Annotated in this window: 15 protein-coding genes; 10 read left to right on the top strand and 5 right to left on the bottom strand. The window is 43.4% G+C overall.

What is annotated here, in order from left to right; translation table 11 throughout:
• Positions 1–71 precede the first annotated feature (71 nt).
• The 4 genes from rpoB (at position 72) to MSG93_RS10880 (ending at position 9,766) form a co-directional block, all read left to right on the top strand.
• Positions 72–4,160 carry a DNA-directed RNA polymerase subunit beta gene (rpoB, locus tag MSG93_RS10895; RefSeq protein WP_005226395.1) on the top strand — a complete coding sequence of 1,363 codons (4,089 nt, stop codon included), beginning with the start codon at positions 72–74 and terminating at the stop codon, positions 4,158–4,160.
• 141 nt (positions 4,161–4,301) lie between these two features.
• Complete coding sequence (rpoC, locus tag MSG93_RS10890; RefSeq protein WP_324621838.1) at positions 4,302–8,495, top strand: DNA-directed RNA polymerase subunit beta'; 4,194 nt, start codon at positions 4,302–4,304, stop codon at positions 8,493–8,495.
• A 163-nt stretch (positions 8,496–8,658) separates the two neighbouring features.
• Positions 8,659–9,024 (top strand): hypothetical protein, encoded by a 366-nt coding sequence (locus tag MSG93_RS10885; protein WP_004774021.1) that lies wholly within the window; start codon positions 8,659–8,661, stop codon positions 9,022–9,024.
• Positions 9,025–9,406: 382 nt separating this feature from the next.
• The gene (locus tag MSG93_RS10880; RefSeq protein ID WP_004774022.1) at positions 9,407–9,766 is read left to right on the top strand and encodes a YMGG-like glycine zipper-containing protein; all 360 of its coding nucleotides are present in this window, start codon (positions 9,407–9,409) and stop codon (positions 9,764–9,766) included.
• Positions 9,767–9,820: 54 nt separating this feature from the next.
• On the opposite strand, the gene MSG93_RS10875 is transcribed toward MSG93_RS10880, so the two are convergent.
• Positions 9,821–10,312, bottom strand: coding sequence for a DUF4442 domain-containing protein (locus MSG93_RS10875; RefSeq protein ID WP_005280965.1), 492 nt, complete (start codon positions 10,310–10,312; stop codon positions 9,821–9,823).
• A gap of 114 nt (positions 10,313–10,426) precedes the next feature.
• On the opposite strand from MSG93_RS10875, the gene MSG93_RS10870 reads away from it, so the two are divergent.
• From MSG93_RS10870 to htpG, 5 genes are all read left to right on the top strand, one after another.
• Positions 10,427–11,302, top strand: a complete 876-nt coding sequence (locus MSG93_RS10870) for an alpha/beta fold hydrolase (protein ID WP_324621836.1) — start codon at positions 10,427–10,429, stop codon at positions 11,300–11,302.
• 121 nt (positions 11,303–11,423) lie between these two features.
• Positions 11,424–12,845, top strand: a complete 1,422-nt coding sequence (locus tag MSG93_RS10865) for a Na+/H+ antiporter family protein (protein WP_032870517.1) — start codon at positions 11,424–11,426, stop codon at positions 12,843–12,845.
• Between the two features lie 384 nt (positions 12,846–13,229).
• Positions 13,230–13,832 (top strand): OmpW/AlkL family protein, encoded by a 603-nt coding sequence (locus MSG93_RS10860; RefSeq protein ID WP_324621834.1) that lies wholly within the window; start codon positions 13,230–13,232, stop codon positions 13,830–13,832.
• A gap of 136 nt (positions 13,833–13,968) precedes the next feature.
• Positions 13,969–14,319 (top strand): lysozyme inhibitor LprI family protein, encoded by a 351-nt coding sequence (locus tag MSG93_RS10855; protein ID WP_032875468.1) that lies wholly within the window; start codon positions 13,969–13,971, stop codon positions 14,317–14,319.
• Between the two features lie 115 nt (positions 14,320–14,434).
• Entirely contained in the window at positions 14,435–16,363 is a 1,929-nt protein-coding gene (htpG, locus tag MSG93_RS10850; protein WP_324621833.1) for a molecular chaperone HtpG, read from the top strand.
• A gap of 92 nt (positions 16,364–16,455) precedes the next feature.
• Here htpG and MSG93_RS10845 read toward each other — a convergent pair whose 3' ends face one another.
• From MSG93_RS10845 to MSG93_RS10830, 4 genes are all read right to left on the bottom strand, one after another.
• Positions 16,456–17,334 carry a selenocysteine synthase gene (locus MSG93_RS10845; RefSeq protein ID WP_324621832.1) on the bottom strand — a complete coding sequence of 293 codons (879 nt, stop codon included), beginning with the start codon at positions 17,332–17,334 and terminating at the stop codon, positions 16,456–16,458.
• Positions 17,335–17,468: 134 nt separating this feature from the next.
• Entirely contained in the window at positions 17,469–18,596 is a 1,128-nt protein-coding gene (locus tag MSG93_RS10840) for a hypothetical protein (RefSeq protein WP_032870527.1), read from the bottom strand.
• Positions 18,597–18,803: 207 nt separating this feature from the next.
• On the bottom strand, positions 18,804–20,237 hold the full coding sequence (locus MSG93_RS10835; RefSeq protein ID WP_324621830.1) for a hypothetical protein: 1,434 nt from the start codon (positions 20,235–20,237) through the stop codon (positions 18,804–18,806).
• Positions 20,238–20,823: 586 nt separating this feature from the next.
• Positions 20,824–21,519, bottom strand: a complete 696-nt coding sequence (locus MSG93_RS10830) for a DsbA family oxidoreductase (RefSeq protein ID WP_150955657.1) — start codon at positions 21,517–21,519, stop codon at positions 20,824–20,826.
• Positions 21,520–21,695: 176 nt separating this feature from the next.
• Between MSG93_RS10830 and MSG93_RS10825 the strand changes: the two genes are divergently transcribed.
• Positions 21,696–22,445 carry a hypothetical protein gene (locus MSG93_RS10825; protein ID WP_324621826.1) on the top strand — a complete coding sequence of 250 codons (750 nt, stop codon included), beginning with the start codon at positions 21,696–21,698 and terminating at the stop codon, positions 22,443–22,445.
• The last annotated feature ends 38 nt before the right edge of the window (positions 22,446–22,483 follow it).

Below are 22,483 nucleotides of genomic sequence, written 5' to 3'. Positions count from 1 at the left end.
CATATCGGCCTGCGTAATTCCTTCTAAGCCCGTTCTGCAGGCGGGTTTAGTTTACTTTCCGAGGACTCCAGATGGCATACTCATATACCGAAAAGAAACGGATCCGTAAGAATTTTGGTAAATTGCCCCACGTAATGGAAGCACCGTACTTACTTTCGATTCAGGTCGATTCGTACCGTACATTCTTACAAGGCGGTAAAACACCAAAAAATCGCGAAGATATCGGTCTCCAAGCCGCATTTCGTTCAGTTTTTCCTATTGAAAGTTATTCTGGCAATGCTGCTTTAGAATTTGTTGAGTATAGTCTTGGTAAGCCTGAGTTTGACGTACGTGAATGTATTTTACGTGGTTCAACTTATGCAGCACCAATGCGCGTAAAAATTCGTTTGATCATTAAAGATCGTGAAACGAAATCAATTAAAGACGTTCGTGAACAAGAAGTTTACATGGGTGAAATGCCACTCATGACCGATAACGGTACATTCGTTATTAACGGTACTGAGCGTGTAATCGTATCTCAATTACACCGTTCACCAGGCGTATTCTTTGACCATGACAAGGGTAAAACCCACTCAAGCGGTAAAGTGTTGTATTCAGCACGTATTATTCCTTACCGTGGTTCATGGTTAGACTTTGAATTTGATGCAAAAGATTTAGTATTCGTACGTATTGACCGTCGTCGTAAGTTGCTTGCAACGGTGATTCTACGTGCCTTGAATTATACCAATGAACAAATCCTGAATTTGTTCTACGAAAAAGTACCTGTCTATCTTGACATGGGTAGCTATCAAATTGACCTCGTTCCAGATCGTTTACGCGGTGAAATGGCGCAATTTGATATCTTGGACAATGATGGTAAAACCATTGTTGAACAGGGTAAACGTATTAACGCACGTCACGTACGTCAAATGGAAGCTGCGAACTTAGCCAAGCTTTCTGTACCTGATGAATATTTATATGAGCGTATTACTGCTGAAGATATCACCCTGAAAAGTGGTGATGTGATTCCTGCGAATACCGTGCTTAGCCATGAAGTGATGGTGAAGTTGGCTGAAGGTGGTGTTAAACAATTTAACATCCTGTTCACCAACGACATCGATCGTGGTCCTTTCGTTGCAGATACATTACGTGCAGATACGACTACTGGCCGTGAAGAAGCGCTGGTTGAAATCTATAAAGTTATGCGTCCAGGCGAGCCACCAACGAAAGAAGCTGCTGAAAACTTATTCAACAACCTGTTCTTCTCTTCTGAGCGTTATGACCTTTCTCCAGTGGGTCGTATGAAGTTCAACCGTCGTTTGGGTCGTCCTTACGAAGTGGGTACTGATCAGAAGTCACGTGAAGTTGAAGGTATTTTATCGCACGAAGATATCATTGATGTACTGCGTACATTAGTTGAAATCCGTAACGGTAAAGGTGAAGTCGACGATATCGACCACTTGGGTAACCGTCGTGTACGTTCTGTTGGCGAAATGACTGAAAACCAATTCCGTGTTGGTCTAGTTCGTGTTGAACGTGCTGTTAAAGAGCGTTTAAGCCAGGCGGAAACAGATAACTTGTCTCCACAAGATTTAATCAACGCGAAACCAGTTGCTGCTGCAATCAAAGAATTCTTTGGTTCAAGCCAGTTATCTCAGTTCATGGACCAAAACAACCCATTGTCTGAGATTACACACAAACGTCGTGTATCTGCGCTTGGTCCTGGTGGTTTGACACGTGAACGCGCGGGCTTCGAAGTACGTGACGTACATCAAACTCACTATGGCCGTGTATGTCCAATTGAAACGCCTGAAGGTCCAAACATTGGTTTGATCAACTCGCTTTCTGTTTATGCAAAAGCGAATGACTTCGGTTTCTTGGAAACACCATACCGTAAAGTTGTAGATGGTCGTGTAACTGATGATGTTGAATATTTATCTGCAATTGAAGAAGTGGGTACTGTCATTGCACAGGCCGATTCTGCAGTAGATAAAGATGGCAACTTGACTGAAGAAATGGTTTCTGTACGTCATCAAGGTGAATTCGTACGTATGTCGCCTGAGCGCGTCACACATATGGACGTTTCTGCACAGCAGGTTGTTTCTGTTGCAGCATCATTGATTCCATTCCTTGAACACGATGATGCGAACCGTGCATTAATGGGTTCGAACATGCAACGTCAGGCTGTTCCTACATTGCGTGCTGACAAGCCGCTTGTTGGTACCGGTATGGAAGCAAACGTAGCACGTGACTCAGGTGTGTGTGTGATCGCAAACCGTGGTGGTGCGATTGAATATGTTGATGCATCTCGTATCGTTATTCGTGTCAACGAAGATGAAATGATCGCGGGTGAAGCAGGTGTAGATATCTATAACCTGATCAAATACACACGTTCAAACCAGAACACCTGTATTAACCAGAATGTCATCGTGAATCTGGGCGACAAAGTTGCTCGTGGTGATATCTTGGCTGATGGTCCATCGACTGACATGGGTGAACTTGCGCTGGGTCAAAACATGCGCGTCGCGTTCATGACATGGAACGGTTATAACTATGAAGACTCGATCTTGCTTTCTGAGCGTGTGCTTCAAGAAGACCGTTTAACCTCGATTCACATTCAGGAATTGTCATGTGTAGCACGTGATACCAAGTTAGGTGCAGAAGAAATTACTGCCGATATTCCTAACGTCGGTGAAGCTGCACTGTCTAAACTGGATGAGTCAGGTATTGTTTATATCGGTGCTGAAGTGACTGCGGGTGACATCCTTGTTGGTAAGGTAACTCCTAAAGGTGAAACTCAGTTAACCCCTGAAGAAAAATTACTTCGCGCAATCTTTGGTGAAAAAGCAGCTGACGTTAAAGATTCTTCTTTACGCGTTCCATCTGGCACTAAAGGTACGGTAATTGACGTTCAAGTCTTCACTCGTGATGGTTTGGAAAAAGATGAACGTGCTCAAGCAATTGAGAAAGCTCAGCTCGATGCATACCGTAAAGACTTGAAAGAAGAATACAAAATCTTCGAAGAAGCAGCACGTGAACGTATTGTTCGTTTGTTGAAAGGTCAAGAATCTAACGGTGGTGGTTCAACTAAACGTGGCGATAAGCTGACTGAAGACGTATTGTCTGGTTTAGAGCTGGTTGATTTACTTGAAATCCAGCCAAATGATGAAGCAATCGCTGAACGTTTAACTCAGATTCAAGTGTTCTTGAAAGAGAAGAGCTACGAGATTGACGAGAAGTTTGCCGAGAAGAAGCGTAAACTTTCTACAGGTGATGAATTAACAACGGGTGTATTGAAAGTTGTTAAGGTTTACCTTGCGGTTAAACGTCGTATCCAGCCTGGTGATAAGATGGCGGGTCGTCACGGTAACAAGGGTGTTGTATCAAACATCTTGCCGGTTGAAGACATGCCACATGATGCCAATGGTGTACCAGTCGACATCGTATTGAACCCACTGGGTGTTCCGTCACGTATGAACGTGGGTCAGATTCTCGAGACTCACTTGGGTATGGCGGCGAAAGGTCTTGGCGATAAGATCGAAAAAATGTTGAAAGAACAACGTACAGTGATTGAACTGCGTGAATTCTTAGACAAGATTTATAACAAGGTTGGTGGTGAGCAGGAAGAGCTTGATAGCTTGACTGACGCAGAAATCTTGGCGCTTTCAGGCAACTTACGTGCTGGTGTTCCATTGGCAACTCCAGTATTTGATGGTGCTGAAGAAAGTCAGATCAAAGACTTACTTGAATTGGCAGACATTTCTCGTACAGGTCAAACAGTATTGTTTGATGGTCGTACCGGTGAACAGTTTGACCGTCCTGTAACTGTAGGTTACATGTACATGCTCAAATTGAACCACTTGGTTGATGACAAGATGCATGCGCGTTCAACTGGTTCTTACTCACTTGTGACGCAACAGCCGCTTGGTGGTAAAGCACAATTCGGTGGTCAGCGTTTCGGTGAGATGGAAGTATGGGCACTTGAAGCATACGGTGCAGCATATACTCTCCAAGAAATGCTTACCGTGAAGTCGGATGACGTCGAAGGCCGTACACGCATCTATAAGAATATTGTAGATGGTAACCATTATATGGATCCGGGTATGCCTGAATCGTTCAACGTATTGACCAAAGAGATCCGTTCTTTAGGTATCAACATTGAACTGAAAAATGGTGACTAAATCCCCCTCGATCCCCCTTTATTAAAGGGGGAAGTACCCCTCTTTCTTAAAGAGGGGCTAGGGGAGATTCCAAATTTCAGTAAAAACAATATTTGTGACCCAGTCGGGAGAGCGTAGCTCCCCGACACACGGAGAAAAAAATTGAAAGACTTGCTCGATATCATGCGTAAGAAAACGGATTCAGAAGGTCATGCACCTATTGAATTTGACCGTATCCGTATTGGTCTTGCGTCACCAGAGATGATTAAGTCATGGTCTCACGGTGAAGTTAAAAAGCCTGAAACCATTAACTACCGTACGTTTAAACCTGAACGTGACGGTTTGTTCTGTGCCAAAATTTTTGGTCCAGTAAAAGATTACGAATGCTTGTGTGGTAAATACAAGCGTATGAAATACAAAGGCGTCATTTGTGAAAAATGTGGCGTTGAAGTAACAACTGCTAAAGTTCGTCGTGAACGTATGGGTCACATCGAGCTTGCTTCTCCAGTGGCACACATCTGGTTCTTGAAATCATTACCGAGCCGTATCGGTTTACTTCTTGATATGACATTACGTGATATCGAGCGCGTATTGTATTTCGAATCTTATGTGGTTACTGATCCTGGTATGACTCCGTTTGAAAAGTATCAACTTTTAACAGACGAAGAATACTACAATGCCCTTGAAGAACACGGTGATGAATTCACTGCGAAAATGGGTGCAGAAGCAGTTCAGGACTTATTAAAAGATATCGATCTTGAAGCCGAGATTGCGCGTTTACGTGAAGAAATTCCACAAACAACCTCTGAGACGAAACTTAAAAAAGCGTCTAAGCGTTTGAAATTGATGGAAGCTTTCAAAGATTCGAACAACAAGCCTGAATGGATGGTGATGAACGTACTTCCTGTACTTCCACCAGACTTACGTCCGCTTGTACCACTTGAAGGTGGTCGTTTCGCGACTTCAGACTTGAACGATTTATATCGTCGTGTGATCAACCGTAACAACCGTTTGAAGCGTCTTCTTGACCTTGCTGCGCCAGACATCATCGTACGTAACGAAAAACGTATGTTACAAGAGTCTGTCGATGCGTTGCTTGATAACGGTCGTCGTGGTCGTGCAATTACTGGTTCGAACAAACGTCCATTGAAATCTTTGGCAGACATGATCAAAGGTAAACAAGGTCGTTTCCGTCAAAACTTACTTGGTAAGCGTGTTGACTATTCTGGTCGTTCGGTTATTACCGTAGGTCCTACTTTACGTCTTCACCAATGTGGTCTTCCGAAGAAGATGGCACTTGAATTATTCAAGCCATTTATTTTCGCGAAACTACAAGCATCTGGCCAAGCAACAACCATTAAAGCTGCGAAGAAAATGGTTGAGCGCGAGACGCCGGAAGTTTGGGACGTTCTAGCTTCTGTAATTCGTCAACATCCAGTGATGTTGAACCGTGCGCCAACTCTTCACCGTCTAGGTCTTCAAGCATTTGAACCTATCTTGATCGAAGGTAAGGCAATCCGTCTTCACCCACTCGTCTGTGCTGCGTTTAACGCCGACTTCGATGGTGACCAAATGGCGGTACACGTTCCATTGACCTTGGAAGCACAGCTTGAAGCACGTGCGTTGATGATGTCTACCAACAACATCTTGTCACCTGCAAACGGTGAGCCAATCATCGTTCCTTCTCAGGACGTTGTCTTGGGTCTTTACTACATCACACGTGATGCGGTAAATGCCAAAGGTGAAGGCATGGTGTTTGCGGATACTCACGAAGTTAACCGTGCGTTAGCAACGGGTAAAGTTGCGATCCATGCGCGTGTAAAAGTACGTGTACACCAAACTGTGATTGATGAAAACGGTAACCGTGAAAAGCAAACCATCATTGTTGCTACAACACCTGGTCGTTGCTTGTTATGGGAAGTTGTTCCACAAGGTTTAAGCTTCGAATCGATCAACCTTGAGATGACCAAGAAAAACATCTCTAAGTTAATCAACTCTTGCTACCGTAAACTTGGTTTGAAAGATACTGTTATCTTCGCTGACCAATTGATGTATTTGGGCTTCCGTCAAGCGACGCGTTCAGGTGTATCTGTTGGTATGGAAGACATGTTGATTCCACCAACCAAGCATACGATTATCGATAAAGCAGAAACCGAAGTTCGTGAAATCGAACAACAGTTCGAGCAAGGTTTCGTAACTGCAGGTGAGCGTTATAACAAAGTTGTCGATATCTGGGCGCGTACTAACGACCAGGTAGCGAAAGCGATGATGGATAACTTGTCTTATACCCTTGTGAAAAACAAACAAGGTGAAGACGAGAAACAGAAATCATTCAACTCGATTTATATGATGTCTGACTCGGGTGCCCGTGGTAGTGCGGCGCAGATCCGTCAGCTTGCTGGTATGCGTGGTTTGATGGCGAAGCCGGATGGCTCGATCATTGAGACCCCGATTAAAGCAAACTTCCGTGAAGGTTTGACGGTACTTCAGTACTTCATCTCGACACACGGTGCGCGTAAAGGTTTGGCCGATACTGCATTGAAAACTGCGAACTCTGGTTACTTGACACGTCGTCTTGTAGACGTAGCACAAGATTTGGTGATTACTGAATCTGACTGTGGTACAGCTGGCGGCCTAGTGATGACACCATTCATTCAAGGTGGTGACGTGATTGAACCATTACGCGATCGCGTATTGGGTCGTGTAACTGCTGAAGATGTACGTCGTGCATCTGATGATGAAGTGGTTCTTACACGTGGTACCTTGATTGACGAGAAAATTGCTGCTCAGCTTGAAGAAGCGGGTGTCGATGAAGTTAAAGTACGTTCAGTTATTGCTTGTGAATCTACCTTCGGTGTATGTGCGCGTTGTTATGGTCGTGACCTTGCACGCGGTCACTTGGTGAACCCAGGTGAATCAGTGGGTGTAATGGCTGCACAGTCAATTGGTGAGCCAGGTACACAGTTAACGATGCGTACCTTCCACGTGGGTGGTGCTGCGAGCCGAACTTCTGCTGCAAACAGTGTTCAAGTACGTAACAAAGGTACTGTACGTTTCCACAACGTGAAAACTGTACAACATGCCAAAGGTCACCAAGTATCTGTTTCACGTTCAGGTGAAATTGGTATTGCGGATGATTTAGGTCGTGAGCGCGAGCGTTATAAGCTTCCTTACGGTGCAAGCATCTTGTTGAAAGATGGTGAAGCTGTAGAAGCTGGTGGTATCGTCGCGACTTGGGATCCACATACACATCCATTGGTCACAGAAGTTGCTGGTAAAGCGCGTTTCAGCCAGATTGCTGATGGCGTAACTGCAACATCGAAAACTGATGATGCAACTGGTATGACTACTGTTGAAATCTTGCCTGTAACAGCGCGTCCTGCTTCTGGTAAAGATTTACGTCCTGCAATCGTGTTGGATACAACCGATGGCGGCGAACAGTTCTACTTCTTGCCACAAAACACAATTGTAACTGTCCGTGATGGCGAAACGATTGGTGTGGGTGATGTCATTGGTCGTGTACCACAAGAAACGTCACGTACTCGTGATATTACCGGTGGTCTGCCGCGTGTAGCTGACTTGTTCGAAGCACGTAAACCGAAAGAGCATGCGATCCTTGCAGAAGTATCAGGTGTTGTCAGCTTCGGTAAAGAGACCAAAGGTAAGAACCGTTTAGTGATTACTCCTGATGATGGTTCTGAGATTTACGAAGAATTGATTCCAAAATGGCGTACCATTAACGTGTTCGAAGGTGAGCATGTCAACCGTGGTGAAACCATTTCTGATGGTCCACAAAACCCACATGACATCTTACGTTTGAAAGGCGAAGTGGCATTAACCAACTACATCGTGAACGAAGTTCAAGACGTTTACCGTCTCCAAGGTGTAAAAATCAACGATAAGCACATTGAAGTTGTTGTACGTCAAATGTTGCGTAAAGTTGATATCACTGATGGCGGTGACACAAGCTTCATCAAAGGCGAGCAAGTGGATTACATCCGCGTTGTTCAAGAGAACCAAGCTGTCTTGGCTCAGAACAAGTTCCCTGCGAAGTTTGAACGTCAATTGATGGGTATTACCAAAGCGTCGCTTTCTACTGACTCGTTCATCTCTGCTGCATCGTTCCAGGAAACCACACGTGTGTTAACTGAAGCGGCTGTAACAGGTAAAGAAGATGATTTACGTGGCTTGAAAGAAAACGTTGTTGTGGGTCGCTTGATCCCAGCGGGTACAGGTCTTGCGTATCACCTAGAGCGTCGTCGTCAAGAAGCAGAAGCTGCTGAATTTGAACTTCACAATGACTTTAGTGAAGTTGACCAAGCATTTAGTCAAGCGTTGAACTCAGACCAGTTCTAAGTCTTAACCAATGAAAAAGGCACCTTCGGGTGCCTTTTTTTGTGGAAAAATGAAGCAGTTGTTACAAAAACGCATTACAGCATCAGTATTTGATTACTTAATCAAAGTAAACAGTTCATTAAACAATACTATCCTATGCACATCTGAGAGAGGAGATGTTCGAATGAAAAAAATGATGATGATTGCTGGTGTAGGTTTGATGTCAACCACCTTGTTTGTCGGTTGCCAAAATGCCAGCCCAGAAAGTAAACGTATCGGTTCTGCTGCGATTGGTGGCGGTGCAGGTGGTGCGGTAGGTAAGCACGTTGGTGGTAACCTTGGCGCTGGTCTTGGTGCTGCAATTGGTGCAGGTGTTGCGGCCAATGCTAAAGGTTCAAATAGTAAAAATACACGTAATAGCGCAATCGGTGCTGGCTTAGGTGCAGTGATTGGTGGCGCGGTATTGGGTGGTGACTCAGGCGCTGCAGTCGGTGGCGCATTAGGTGGTAGTGCCGGCTCTGCTTATGGCGAGAAAAAAGGCAAGTACTAAGCCCGCGCCTAAATTTGTAGATGACTTGGGAGATGATCTGAATAATTCAATCAGATCATCTCTCTAACTATTATTTTATAAATGTTTCTTTCAGTGATAAAGTTTGATTGCTGCGCGCGCTTCAAGAAAAATTATAATGTCTTTAGTCGGCTTCATAACAAATGAATTCTGTTGAATAAATACCAAGTTTTTGATCAGGTGTATCAAGATTATTTCTATCCTTAATTATTTCAAAATCCTTTAGCCACCCGAGCTAGCTGCCCCAAACACTGTCTTTACAAAATACTAATCGATTGGGACAGAGTGATAACACAATGTGATCAAATTCCCCATAAAAGAGGATTATGCTTTTGGGTAGAGCATAAGAGAAGTGAGTATAGGCATGAAAAAAACAATCGGTTTAGTTTCAACTTTGGTGTTATCGGCGGTAATGTTCACAGGCTGTCAAAATATGAGTGCCTCTGACCAGCGTATTGGTACCGCAGCGCTTGGTGGTGCTGTCGGTGGTGGTTTAGGTAACCACGTGGGCGGTGGTCTTGGTGCGGGCGTTGGTGCAGCTGCGGGTGCAGGTGTAGGTGCTAATGCAAAAGGCGCGAATAGCAGTTCTACAACCAGTAGCGCGATTGGTGCGGGTATCGGTTCTGTGGTAGGTAAAGCCATCTTTGGTGGTGACTCAGGCGCTGCAATTGGTGGTGCAATCGGCGGTGGTGCTGGTGCAGCCATTCAAGAGAAGAAAAGATAATGTCTGCGCAACAGATTTAAAAAATGCCTGCACGTGTTGCAGGCATTTTTATTGCTATGGTTTTAATGATGCTTTAGGTTTTTTACGCCGGATATAAAGCACTTTTTCGACTTCGGCAATACGCGTGCCGGCATCATCCACAATATTTAAGCTGTAATGCCGTAAAACCGGTTGGTGATTTTCTGCCAGCTGCTTAATTTCGGTGATTTCATTGGCATTCAGCTGGATCTCGGCATAAACGGTATTGCGGCCTGGCGCAATAAAATTAATCGTGGCACTTTTATCCCAGACAATATATTTATTGCCCAGATGATGGATCAGAATCAACATATAAAAAGGATCGACCATCGAATATAAACTACCGCCAAAATGCGTTCCGACCAGATTGCGATTGCGTCTGGTGAGCGGCATTTTGACCCGAATGTAGTAGTCATCCAGATCAATGGTTTCAATCTCGATTCCTGCACCTCGATAAGGGGAGTAGTGATTCAGCAGAAATCTGGAAATTGCCGGAATGGTTCGAATTTTTCTGAAAAAGTCTTTCATGGTCAATTTTTTTTCTTGCAACTCTATTCATACTCCATAAGTATCATTTTTAGTGTATCGCTGGCAATGGCTGTTTTATCACCAGGCCGATAGAAAACAAAATGGGAAAGAATTATGCAAACACAAGTAAAAACAGTAACCACATCGGATCAGCAAACACTCTGTGTCAAAACATGGGGCGATGAGAAAAACGCGGCTTTGGTGCTGGTGCATGGCTATCCAGATAATCAGGAAGTCTGGGAGCCGATCATTGAACAACTGGTCAATGACTATTATGTGGTGACCTATGATGTGCGTGGTGCCGGCTTATCGTCCATTCCGAAACGGATTAAGGACTATCGTTTGCCACGTTTGTCACTGGATTTACAGGAAGTTGTTGATCAGGTGTTACCGAATCGTAATTTCCATATGGCAGCACATGATTGGGGATCTTTGCAGTCTTGGGAATCTGCAACTGAACCAAAACTTAAAGGCCGCCTGTTGTCCTATACCACGATTTCAGGCCCTTGTCTGGATCATGCCTCATTTTATTTACGTGAAAAATTTAAAGCTGCACCAAGCAATGTGCTGAAAATGCTGACGAAATCCTGGTATATCGGGGCTTTTCATTTACCCCTGCTGGCACCGACGGTATGGACTTTCTTTAGCCCTGAAAAATGGGGCAAAATTTTAAGTGGTTTAGAGAAAAAGCAAGATTTGCCATTAAATGCCAACATCGCCTCCGATGGCAAATACGGGATTAACCTGTATCGCGCCAACTTTATTCCGTCTTTAACCCGGCCACGCCAGCGTTATGCCCAGTGTCCCGTTCAGGCCATCGTGTTAAAGCGCGATGCTTTCGTTAGTCCCGAGTACATTACCGAGTCGATGCCAAAATGGGTTGAAAAGTTTGAATATACCGAACTGGATGCCAATCACTGGGCAGTGTTGAGCCAACCAGAAAAAATTGCTGAACTGATCCGTCAGTTTGTCCAGCGTCAGGCGGCTTAAGGCTTTAGTGGAATTATTAAGCTAAAAATCACTTAAGATTAGCGATAATCAGGCGATATTTTCAGCTAGGTTTTTATGAATCTGCTAGAATGTCGCCTTTTCTTTGCTCCTAAATTTGTTCATGAATGCTGTCGTAATTGCGATTGCCGTGATGTTTATTCTGTCACTGGCACGAGTTTCTGTTGTTCTCACATTAGTGATTTCAGCCATTATTGGCGGCTTGGTCGCTGGTCTAAGCCTTTCTCAAACCGTCGAAGCATTTAATGCCGGCTTAGGCGATGGGGCTGAAGTTGCATTGGCTTATGCGGTGTTGGGTGCATTTGCATTGGCACTGTCCAAATCAGGATTGCCCGATTTGCTGGCGCATAAACTGATTGGGTTATTGGGGATGGAAGCAGGTAAAAATCAGCAGACCAAAGTGAAATATCTTTTGCTGACGATTTTACTGATTGCTGCGATTTTTTCTCAAAACCTGATTCCTGTCCACATTGCCTTTATTCCGGTGCTGGTTCCGCCTTTATTGAAAGTGATGAATCACTTGAAGCTGGATCGACGTGCGGCGGCATGTGTCATGACACTTGGTCTGGTCGGCACCTATATTTTCCTGCCTGTGGGCTTTGGTGCGATCTTCCTTGAACAGATTCTGATGGGCAATATCAACAAGATTGGCGCCGCTTATGGCTTGCACGTAGAACGTGGCATGATGCCAATCGGTATGGCAATTCCGGTATTAGGTATGGTGATGGGTACGCTGGTTGCGGTATTTATCAGCTATCGTAAGCCACGCATCTATGTTGACCGTTCAATTACGCCAGTTAAAACGATTGATCTGGATAAACCGTTAAAAGTCACCACACAAGCAGAATATGATCTCAAAGCCGATGCTGAAGAGCTGAAACATGAAGCAGAGAATGTGCCTTATATTTCCAAAAAAACCATGTTTATGGCGCTGCTCGCGATTGGTTTAACCTTGGTTGCACAGCTCTATTCAGGCTCGATGATTCTGGGTGGTCTGGTCGGTTTTGCCGTGCTGTCTGCTTCGGGCATTTTTAAATGGCAAGATGCCGATGATGTGTTTGTGCAGGGCATGCGCATGATGGCGCTGGTTGGCTTTATCATGATTTCTGCGGCAGGTTTTGCTTCAGTGATGACGCATACAGGCGACATTACGCATCTGGTCAATGGTGTAGTGCATATCATTGGGGATAATCATGCGCTTGCGGCATTCCTGATGCTCTTTATCGGGCTGTTTGTCACCATCGGGATTGGTTCATCGTTTTCAAGCGTACCTGTGCTGGCGGTGATCTATGTGCCATTGTGCGTACAGTTTGGTTTTTCTCCTTTGGCAACCATCGCCTTGATTGGAACAGCTGCTGCTTTAGGCGATGCAGGTTCACCAGCTTCCGATTCAACCTTGGGGCCAACAGCAGGTCTAGGTGTTGATGGTCAACATGATCACATTTGGGATACGGTTGTGCCTACATTTATACATTTTAATATCCCGCTCCTTATTTTTGGCTGGATTGCAGCAATGGTTTTATAATCAGAAATGGCTCAGAAATGAGCCATTTTTTTTGCTTTATAAAGTACGGCTTAAATATAGAAATAATCATTAAATGACATTTTTTGTCTCTTTTTAAATTTGATTTTATAATAGGTTTTTAATATTAAGTTATATGTGATTATATTTTTAAATTTGGCTTAATTTATTTTTAAATCTGATAAAAATACTAGGTTTTATAGTAATTTAAGTTGATTAAAATAGTCTGAATTACTAATTATTACATATTTTAACAATTATATTTTATTAATATTCAATGCATTATAAAGTAAATTAAAATGGTTGGAATTAATCTCTATTGCATAATGTAAATGTGCGTGTTTATTATGTTGAACAAGAACATAAATTGTTAAAGAGGTTGTTTAAATGTTAAAGAAAGTTTTAGTTGTTGCTTTATTGGGGTTATCTTCAACTGCATTTGCAGGGGGCTTTCAGGTTAAGTTTGGTGGAAGTGTAATTACACCAACAGACGATACTGTAGTTGCGGGTGTTGGCACATTAAAAGCAGATCATGAATTTGCATTTACACCATCGGTTGAATATTTCTTCGGTGATACGCCTTTTTCTGCTGAATTATTATTGGCGACACCAATTTCACATGATGTGTTATTAAATGGTGAAAAAGTAGCGAAGCTTAAACAATTGCCACCTACTGTGACTTTTAAATATAACTTTAAAAACTCAACCCGTTTCACACCCTATATTGGTGTCGGTGGCACAGCTTTCGTAACTTGGGATGAAGAAACAACAGGTGCTTTAGAAGGCGCAAAATTAAAAGTGAAAGAAGACTTTGGTTTTGCCGGTCAGGTCGGTTTTAATTTCCAGCCTGCTGATGCAAAAAACTGGGGTGTATTCTTTGATGCGCGTTATGCACAAATCAGTCCTGAAGTAAAATTAAATGGTCAGAAGCTGACTGATCTAGATATTAATCCGATGGTATACACATTGGGTTATAGCTATAAGTTCTAAGCAGAACTTGCTCTTGAAAAGCCTCACCTTGTGGGGCTTTTTTATTTTTGCAATTCCAATATAAAACCGATACAGGCCTTACACAGAGAGTTTTGTATGCTGAAAAAATAATCTTAATAAAAGTGAGACCATCATCATGAAAAAACTAATGACTTCGATTTTATTGTTGATCCCCGTGTTATTTTTATCCCAAGCGCATGCGGCCAGTTACTCCTGTAAGGCAGCCAAGTTGAAAGTCGAACAGCAAATCTGTAATGAGCGCAGTTTGAATGATGCGGATGTGAGAATGGCAACGACCTATCAGATTATTTTACATGCCTTGCCAATGGGCGGACGTGATGCTGAAAAAGACAGACAATTTCAGTGGTTAAAACAACGTAACTCATGTGGTGCTAATACGCCGTGTATCAAACGTGCTTATGCGCAACGTCAACAGCAGCTTGATCAGCTATTACAGGAGCGAGTATTGAGTCGAGGTCCGTTCTAATTACCGTTTTGTATCTTTTTTGCCTGAAAAATACGCTTCAAGGATTGAAAAATTCAAGATATACACCATTCATAAATCATTCCAAATAGATAAGCCTCACAGAAAGGAGTGATTTATGAGTGAACAAGTCGCACAAAATTATAGTTTCCAAGCTGAAGTTGCTCAGTTATTACATTTAGTGACGCATTCTCTGTATTCCAACCCTGAAATTTTCTTGCGTGAATTGATTTCAAATGCGTCTGATGCGTGCGATAAGTTACGTTTCGAAGGGATTAATCATCCTGAATATTATGAAAATGATCCAGACCTGCATGTTCGTGTCACTTTAGATAATGACAATAAAACCCTCACCATTTCGGATAACGGGATTGGCTTAAGCCAGCAAGAAGCGATTGATAATCTGGGAACCATTGCCAAGTCGGGCACCAAAGACTTTATGTCTAAACTGACCGGTGATCAAAAAGCCGATGCGCAGTTGATTGGTCAGTTTGGTGTTGGTTTCTATTCAGGCTTTATCGTTGCGGACAAGATTACGGTGGAATCACGCCGTGCCGGTTTAGATGCAGCAGAAGGTGTGCGCTGGATTAGCGGTGGCACAGGTGAATTTGAAGTTCAAAGCATTGATAAAGCCACACGTGGTACAGACATTATCTTGCATTTACGTGATGATGCGCTTGAGTATCTAGAGTCGTGGAAAGTTAAACAAATCATCAATAAATATTCTGACCACATCAGCTTGCCCATCGAAATGCAAAAAGAAGTTTGGCAAGAGGACGAAGTCGCTGAAGGTGAAGAAGCTAAAGCTACAAGCGGCGGTAAGATGGTCAAGACCGATGAATGGGAAGCGATTAACTCGGCAAGCGCGCTATGGACGCGTAGCAAGAGCGAAATCACCGATGAACAATACATCGAATTTTATAAAAACCTGAGCCACGATTTTGCTGAACCGTTGGCATGGGCACATAACCGTGTTGAGGGCAGTACTGAATATACGCAATTATTGTATATCCCAAGTCAGGCCAAACAGGATTTATTCACCCGTGAAGCCAAGGCGGGCATCAAGCTCTATGTAAAACGTGTATTTATTCTGGATGAAGCGGATAACCTGATTCCGAACTATTTACGTTTTGTTCAAGGCGTGGTCGATAGCGCTGATTTACCGCTCAATGTCAGCCGTGAACTGTTACAAGAAAGCCGTGATGTGAAAACCATTCGTGAAGGCAATGCACGTCGTGTACTGACTTTACTGGATGGTTTGGCAAAATCGGAAGATGAAAAAGACCAAGAGAAATTCAAGACTTTCTATACCGAGTTTGGCTCAGTATTGAAAGAAGGTTTGGGTGAAGATACCGGTAACCGTGAACGGATCTTAAAGCTACTACGTTATGCGACTTCGACCAATGATGATATTTCAACCTCTTTTGCTGACTATAAAGCACGGATGAAAGAAGGCCAGAAGGCCATTTACTATGTCACCGCAGAAAACCTGACTGCAGCCAAGAACTCGCCACAGCTTGAAGTGTTCAAGAAGAAAGGTATTGAAGTTCTGCTTATGGCAGACCGTGTCGATGAGTGGGCGATGAACTTCGTATTTGAATTCGATGGTACGCCGCTTCAAAACGTATCGAAAGGTGCTGTCGACTTGGGCGACTTGCAAGATGCTGAAGAGAAAAAAGCCTTAGAGCAGGCAGCAGAGCAGTTTAAACCGGTGGTCGAGCGTTTAAGTACCTCGTTAAAAGACAAGACCAAAGAAGTGCGTGTCACGACACGTCTGGTAGACTCACCAGCCTGTCTGGTGACCAGTGAAGGGGAGCTGTCTCCACAATTGATTCGTATGTTGAAACAGGCGGGTCAAGCGGTTCCAGAGATTAAACCGACATTGGAAATTAACCCTGAGCATCCATTGGTGAAAAAACTGGAAAGCTCGGCGCAATTTGATGATCTGGCCAATGTGATTTTTGATCAGGCGGTGATTGCAGAAGGTGGCTTACCAGAAGATCCGGCAGCCTATGTCAAACGCATCAATAGCTTGTTATTAAAATAAGTCATTTGATCAAGAAACCTCTGCTTCGGCAGAGGTTTTTTTTATTGCTATGGATAACCTTAAAGTTATCCACAGTGGTGTCGCTATTTTCATCAGAACTGTGCTTCAAAGCTCATCTGGTAACTAAAATGATCCGCTTGTCGGGTGGCAGGAACATTTAAATAATTCAGATCATTTTGCATAAAAATCCAGTTGCGCCAGATAGGACGACGCCAGGAAAAGTAAGGTCCCCATTCGTTAACGTGCAGTTCTCTATTTTCATATTCTCCTGTGCTGAAAATGCCATAACTCAGCTTATCCTGCGACAAGAAATGTAGTTGCTGGAAGGTACGATTACTCCAGCTATAGTCTGTATCCTGGGTTTTGGAAACATTGAACTGGCTTGAAAGCTGGTTTTGATGCTGAAGTTTTTGGGTCAGATCAAGATTGGTTTCGGCATAGTTTTTACTGCTGGAGCCATAACGGAAAATTTGCGCCGTATTGAGCTGTAATCCTAAAGGCAAAGCCCAATTCTTTTTGGCAAGAAACTGGATATAAATATCGGTATCTGAATTTGCGCCCAGATCAAGATCATTACTAAAAGGTAATAGGCTTGAAATGGTTGACCAGCTTGCACTGAGCGGATTTGGTGTCGCAAGCTTTTGCTGGCTGTGATGTTTGTTGTTTTTACCTAATTTTTTGACTGGTTGAGGCTGTTGAGCCCGTTGCCACAGGGTATCGGTACCGAAAACCGCCATTAAGTCGTGGGCAAGTTGTGGATCATCGGCAGTAGGCTTATTTTCTTCTGCGCAACTAAAACTGGTTGTCGGTGATTGGTGGGTTTGAACAAATGCTGTATGTCCTGAAACAGAAGGACGGTTAAACGATCTGCTGACAGGTAAACGCATTGGAAATAAAGGCATCAGCAGATCCCCCAGACACAGGTTCCCTACAATCAAAAAATACACAACCACAGCGTATTGTTGACGCATGCCATAAACAAGAACAATAAAAAAAGATGACGTTAGCAAGCAAAGCTTAAGGATTTATTGAAAGAAATATTATTTTTTCAATAAAAAAAGCCCAAACAACGAAGCATTTGGGCTTTTCGAGGCCGGCCTGAAATTTAGAATAAAGTTTCCAGACGCACAAAGGTACTCACGTAATGGTTACGATCTTCACGGTGATCATTGAAATAGTTGAGATCACCTTGTACGTAGAACCATTCGCGCCACAGCGGTTGACGCCATGATACGAATGGACCCCAGTTATTTAAACGGAGGTCACTGTTATTGTAGTAACCGCCTGTGTAGATGCCATAGTTAAAGGTATTGTGGGCAAAGAACTGGTGTTGACGGAAAATACGGTTGTCCCACCATAGATCATCATCCTGCTTATCGGCATAAGTTAGGCTGAATTGATTGGATAAGAAGGGCTGGTTTGGCCGCGCATGGATCAGTTCAAGATTGGTGCGTAGATAGTTTTCACTTTTACTGCCATAACGATAGATCTGTTCGGCATTAAAACGGAAATCATTGCGTAAATCCCAGTGTTTTTCGGCTCTTAAACGCGCATAAATATCCGTCCCTGAGCGCACACCAAGATCGGCATCGGTCTCAAAAGGTAATTTTTTGGAGAAATTTGACCAACGCAAGGCTAGCGAGCCATTACTATCACGGGTCTGTTTGGAGTCAAATTTTTTATCTGGGTCCTGATTGGGCTGATTATTGGTATTGCCGACATTGTTCTTGAATTCATCATCTAAGGTGTCATCACCGAACACCACGCTGACCTTTTTCTCTAAGGTCGGTAATTTAATCTTACCGCGAATACGGGGCTTGACCTCATAATTATCATATTCATTCCAGTAATTATCCAACATGACGCGGATGGTTGCTGAGGCGGGTTTATCAGGATCGACTTCGCCAAACCAGTCATCAATTTTCACTGAAGTATTATCGGCCCATTCCCGAATACGACGCTGTTTTTTATCAAACCAGGTTTTATCTTCTGTTTCCGCGGTGGGAGGAACATTCACTTGGTCGGACTGTTCGGGAAAAATCGTCGGAGTGGCATCGACCAAACGTGGAATATAGTCCAGCGCATTTTCCGAATTGCTTTGCGAAGTTGTATTCGGCTGCTGATTTTGCGGTGAGGGAGTAGTTTCTGCTTGCGCTACATTGAACGTACCCATCGTCAATGCGAGCAAAGCAAAAACGATACGCGATGGTACCATTTGCTGTAAATTATTCATAATAAAGGCTTATATGTTGTTCTTGGTTTAACTTTTGATGATTTAATGCATAAAATCAAGCGGCTGTCACAAAAAGCAGCAATTTAACTGTACAAAAATGCTAAAGATCATAAGGATTTAGCGTAATTAATAGCCATCATTCCAAGCTTCGGTCGATTTTGAATAGCTTGAAATGATGGATGAAATAAATGAGCGATTGAAAGGCGTTTAAGAGGATTCGACCGGCATGCTGTTTTCCAGTGCCTGATATAAATCGTGCACCGAAATCGGTTGCGGTAATCGGCTAATCACCTGACGAATCAACTGCCAGGTATAACCATCGCTGCGGTCTAATAATAAATAGGGATAGGCCTGATCTTCACTGGAAAGTTTTACCCGTTCCAAGCCATGAATGACCCGGATTTTCTGACGTTCCCGTAATAAAATCACAGGAGTGAAAAAGGTCGCAGAGGTTTCTTCAAATGGAATGAATTTTTGTGTATTGATAAATGACGCTGGAATATACGGATAAACACGCTGATCACGTTGCCACACCAAGGTTCCATTCATAATGCATTCATTGAACAGGCTTTCATGCTGATGATAATGCTGTTTGAAATGGGACCAGCTGGTTTGATGAATCGAGCTGGTGCGGGTATGGCGCTGATCAGTATAGGCTTGCAGAATAGTAATGGCATATTCCACGTTATGGGTTCCCACCAGCACCACATAATGGGAAAACTGCCCTTGTGCATAGAGCTGTTCCGCGACAAAAACCTGCGCAGATTCCCAGATGGGTTGTGCTTCGTTTTCGGCTTTTAAATAGAGCCAGTCAATCTTAATATTCTGGTCAATCTCATTATGCAAGTCGGCCCGATACAATGAGGGAAAGGTCCGTGCATCAATACGTTCCAGACGGCAGATCAGGCCATCCAGATTAAAATCATTCAAGGCTAAAGGCTGTGCTTTATTCAGGTGCGGTGAAGGCTTGGCACTGTGTCTAAAACCCGGTTTGATCCGATGCTCGGTAGGTACTGGTGCAGCTACGCTTTCTGGCACTGTTCTGATTTTATCTTGAATGATCGCATTGAGCTGGGACTGAAAGTTGGCGCTTTCTTGTTTGAGTCTTGCCAGTGCATCGTTTGAAGCCTGCTGGTCTTGATCCGATAGATGTTGATCCAGCGGTTGCAGAACCGGAATCAAATGCTGGAGTTCATGATCGGTTTTAATATATTCATGAGCATGATTTTGCAGCCACTGCAGGGCATCTGTTGATGAGTTTAGCCAAGGGCTTTTGAGAAAGGATAAGGCCGGGCGGATCACCCAGACTTGCCAGAGTTGTGCCTGACGTAACGCTGCCCAGCCCATATCTGCTGAAGCAAATAAGGCATTTTCTACCCGTCCCATGAAGTTATAGGTCCCGCGATAGGTCATGCTAAAACCATAGCTGGCTAAATCGTCAGCCGAAAATTCTTCATTCAGAATAAACTGCTTGAATGGGGTCACTTGTTGCTGAAATGCAGGATCGTCGCAAGAGGCGCAAATATCTTTAATCCGTTGTTTGGCTTTTGCTATTTCAAAAAGTGAGGTTTTTTCATTGTTGAGCCCATCGATGAGATGTTGCAGCTCATCCACCAAAAGTGCTTTCTCTAATACGTCCATCTGCTGTTTCCTTAGAGATAGGCTTGAGCCTGTTTTTTAAATAATGAATCAGTGCAAATTTGACCGCTGTTTTAGACCGGCTTTATCAATTATTGTTGCTCAAGTATATGTTTGCCCCTATGACAAGCTGTGAGCTATCTGTCCATTCGACTGGCATTAAAAGTTCGAATAACGCGCGTAACGCTTGAATATACATCACAAAAGATTGTCACTTTATGACGATTATAGAAGAAAACCAGACAAAATCTATAGCTTGAAAATGAGTAGAAAATCACATTCAAACAGTTTAAATCGAGATGTGGATCATGGTTTGTCTTTGAAAATAAAAACATTTTAAAACAATAGATCGGATATCTAGATGATAAAGCAAAAAGGTATCTATAAATTTATGGGCGAGTTGTGACCAGACTCACAGAAGCAGCGGTGAAAAGTCCAGCAAATAAAAAGCGGCTTGGTGACACAGTGATATGGCACAGCAATCCAATGCTGATGGGATATAAAAGGGCAGGCGGTCAATAAGGGGGGATTATCATTTCAGGAGAAAAAACTGCTTTAATCATGAGATTAAAGCAGCTGAGTGTGATGATTAAGGCTTGATTTCACATTGCTCATCATTACATTGAGCGGCGTCATCCTGCTCGATCTGTTCAGAAGAGGAGGATTGTGCCTGTTGTAAGGCTTGCAAGAAAATCTCACGTGGCTGGGCACCAGACAGCGCCAGTTTCTGATCGAACACAAAGAAAGGTACGCCCGTGACATTCAACTGTTCACGTGCAATTTTCTCATCGTGGCGGACAAAATCTGCCAGCTCATCGGAATCCAGTACATACTCGACTTCGGCATTATCCAGACCGATACGTGATGCGATTTCTTCCACCACTTCACGTTCGCCAATGGCCAGACCTTCGGTCATATAGGCATGGAAGAATGCTTCTTCTGCTTCGTTACCCAAGCCTTTACTCTGGGCAAGATGAATAATCCGATGCGCGTTGAAGCTGTTGCCGGAGTTGGCTTTTTGCCATTGAAAGTCGATGCCTTCAGCTGCTGCCATGGCTGCAACATTACGCTCCATCTCTTCCATTTCCGCATAACTACGGCCATATTTTTTGGCTAGGCGTTCGGTATTTGAGGTGTCATGCTTGGCTGGTGCATCTGGGTCCAGCTCGAAGCTATGCCAGTGAATTTCCAGCTCGATGCCTGCTTGTTCTGCGACATGTTCAAGACGTTTTTTACCGATATAACAAAAAGGGCAGACCACATCTGACCAAATATCTACACGCATGGCGTATCTCTTCAATTCTCGTTAAACAGATAATAGGGGCGGCACCGATGAATTTAAAGCGATGAATATGTAATGCTGCGTTACGAGAACTGAAATAAAAAGCATATAAAGGATTGTCTTTGATCGATTAAACTAAGATTTAGAACATAAAAAAATATAATGAATTTGGAGGCAACATGCGCCGTTTTTTATTATTTGTCCTTATGGTGGTTCTTGGCATCGGTTCTTTTTTTCTTTATCAGCATCATTTACAGCAACGTGCCGCCAACAACAAACAGATGTTTGAAGTGGTGATGGCAGAGAAAATGCGTACACTTTATGATCAGGCCCAAGACTGGAGCACACCCGTACAACTGGATATTCATGATGATCGTCTGTCTGGTGATTATAAGTTAATGTCAGAATTCCTGCTCAACTACTGGATGCAAAATGTTGAGGCACGCAATCGTTATTTACGTGCGCTCAAAGCTGCGAATTGGGATACCTTTTTGGATGTGGAACGGCTGGATCGGGACCGAAAGCAGGATTATAAAGAAACTGAACAGATGCTGGCGGATGTGCGTAAAGCATCCACTGAATATGAGCAAGCACGACACCAGATTCAGTCCAGTTCCATGCAACAGGCAAAAAGTCTGGCCATTCATAATGAAATGCGACAGTCCTTACAGGCAAAACTGGAAAGTAACCTGAAAGCGGATAAAGCGCATGATATTTTCCCGATCGAACAGCAGATTATTGAAAAAGCACAAGCCATGTTTGACATGCTGAAAAAGCAGCAATGGCAAAGAAAAGACAAGATGATCCTTTTCCGTGAATCCGCGCAGGTGAAAAAGTTTAATACGCTGTATCAGGATGTGCTGAAATTGAATAGCAAAATGGAAAAGATCAAGAGAAATAATGCAGAGGTACTGGAAGAAGAACTGTAGTCAATATCGCTGACTCAATACACATTGCACGCATAAAA

Source organism: Acinetobacter sp. IK40, from assembly GCF_035615075.1.
Taxonomy (GTDB): domain Bacteria; phylum Pseudomonadota; class Gammaproteobacteria; order Pseudomonadales; family Moraxellaceae; genus Acinetobacter; species Acinetobacter courvalinii.
Note: the sequence above shows the minus strand (reverse complement) of the source record. Positions and strands in the feature narration are given on the sequence as shown.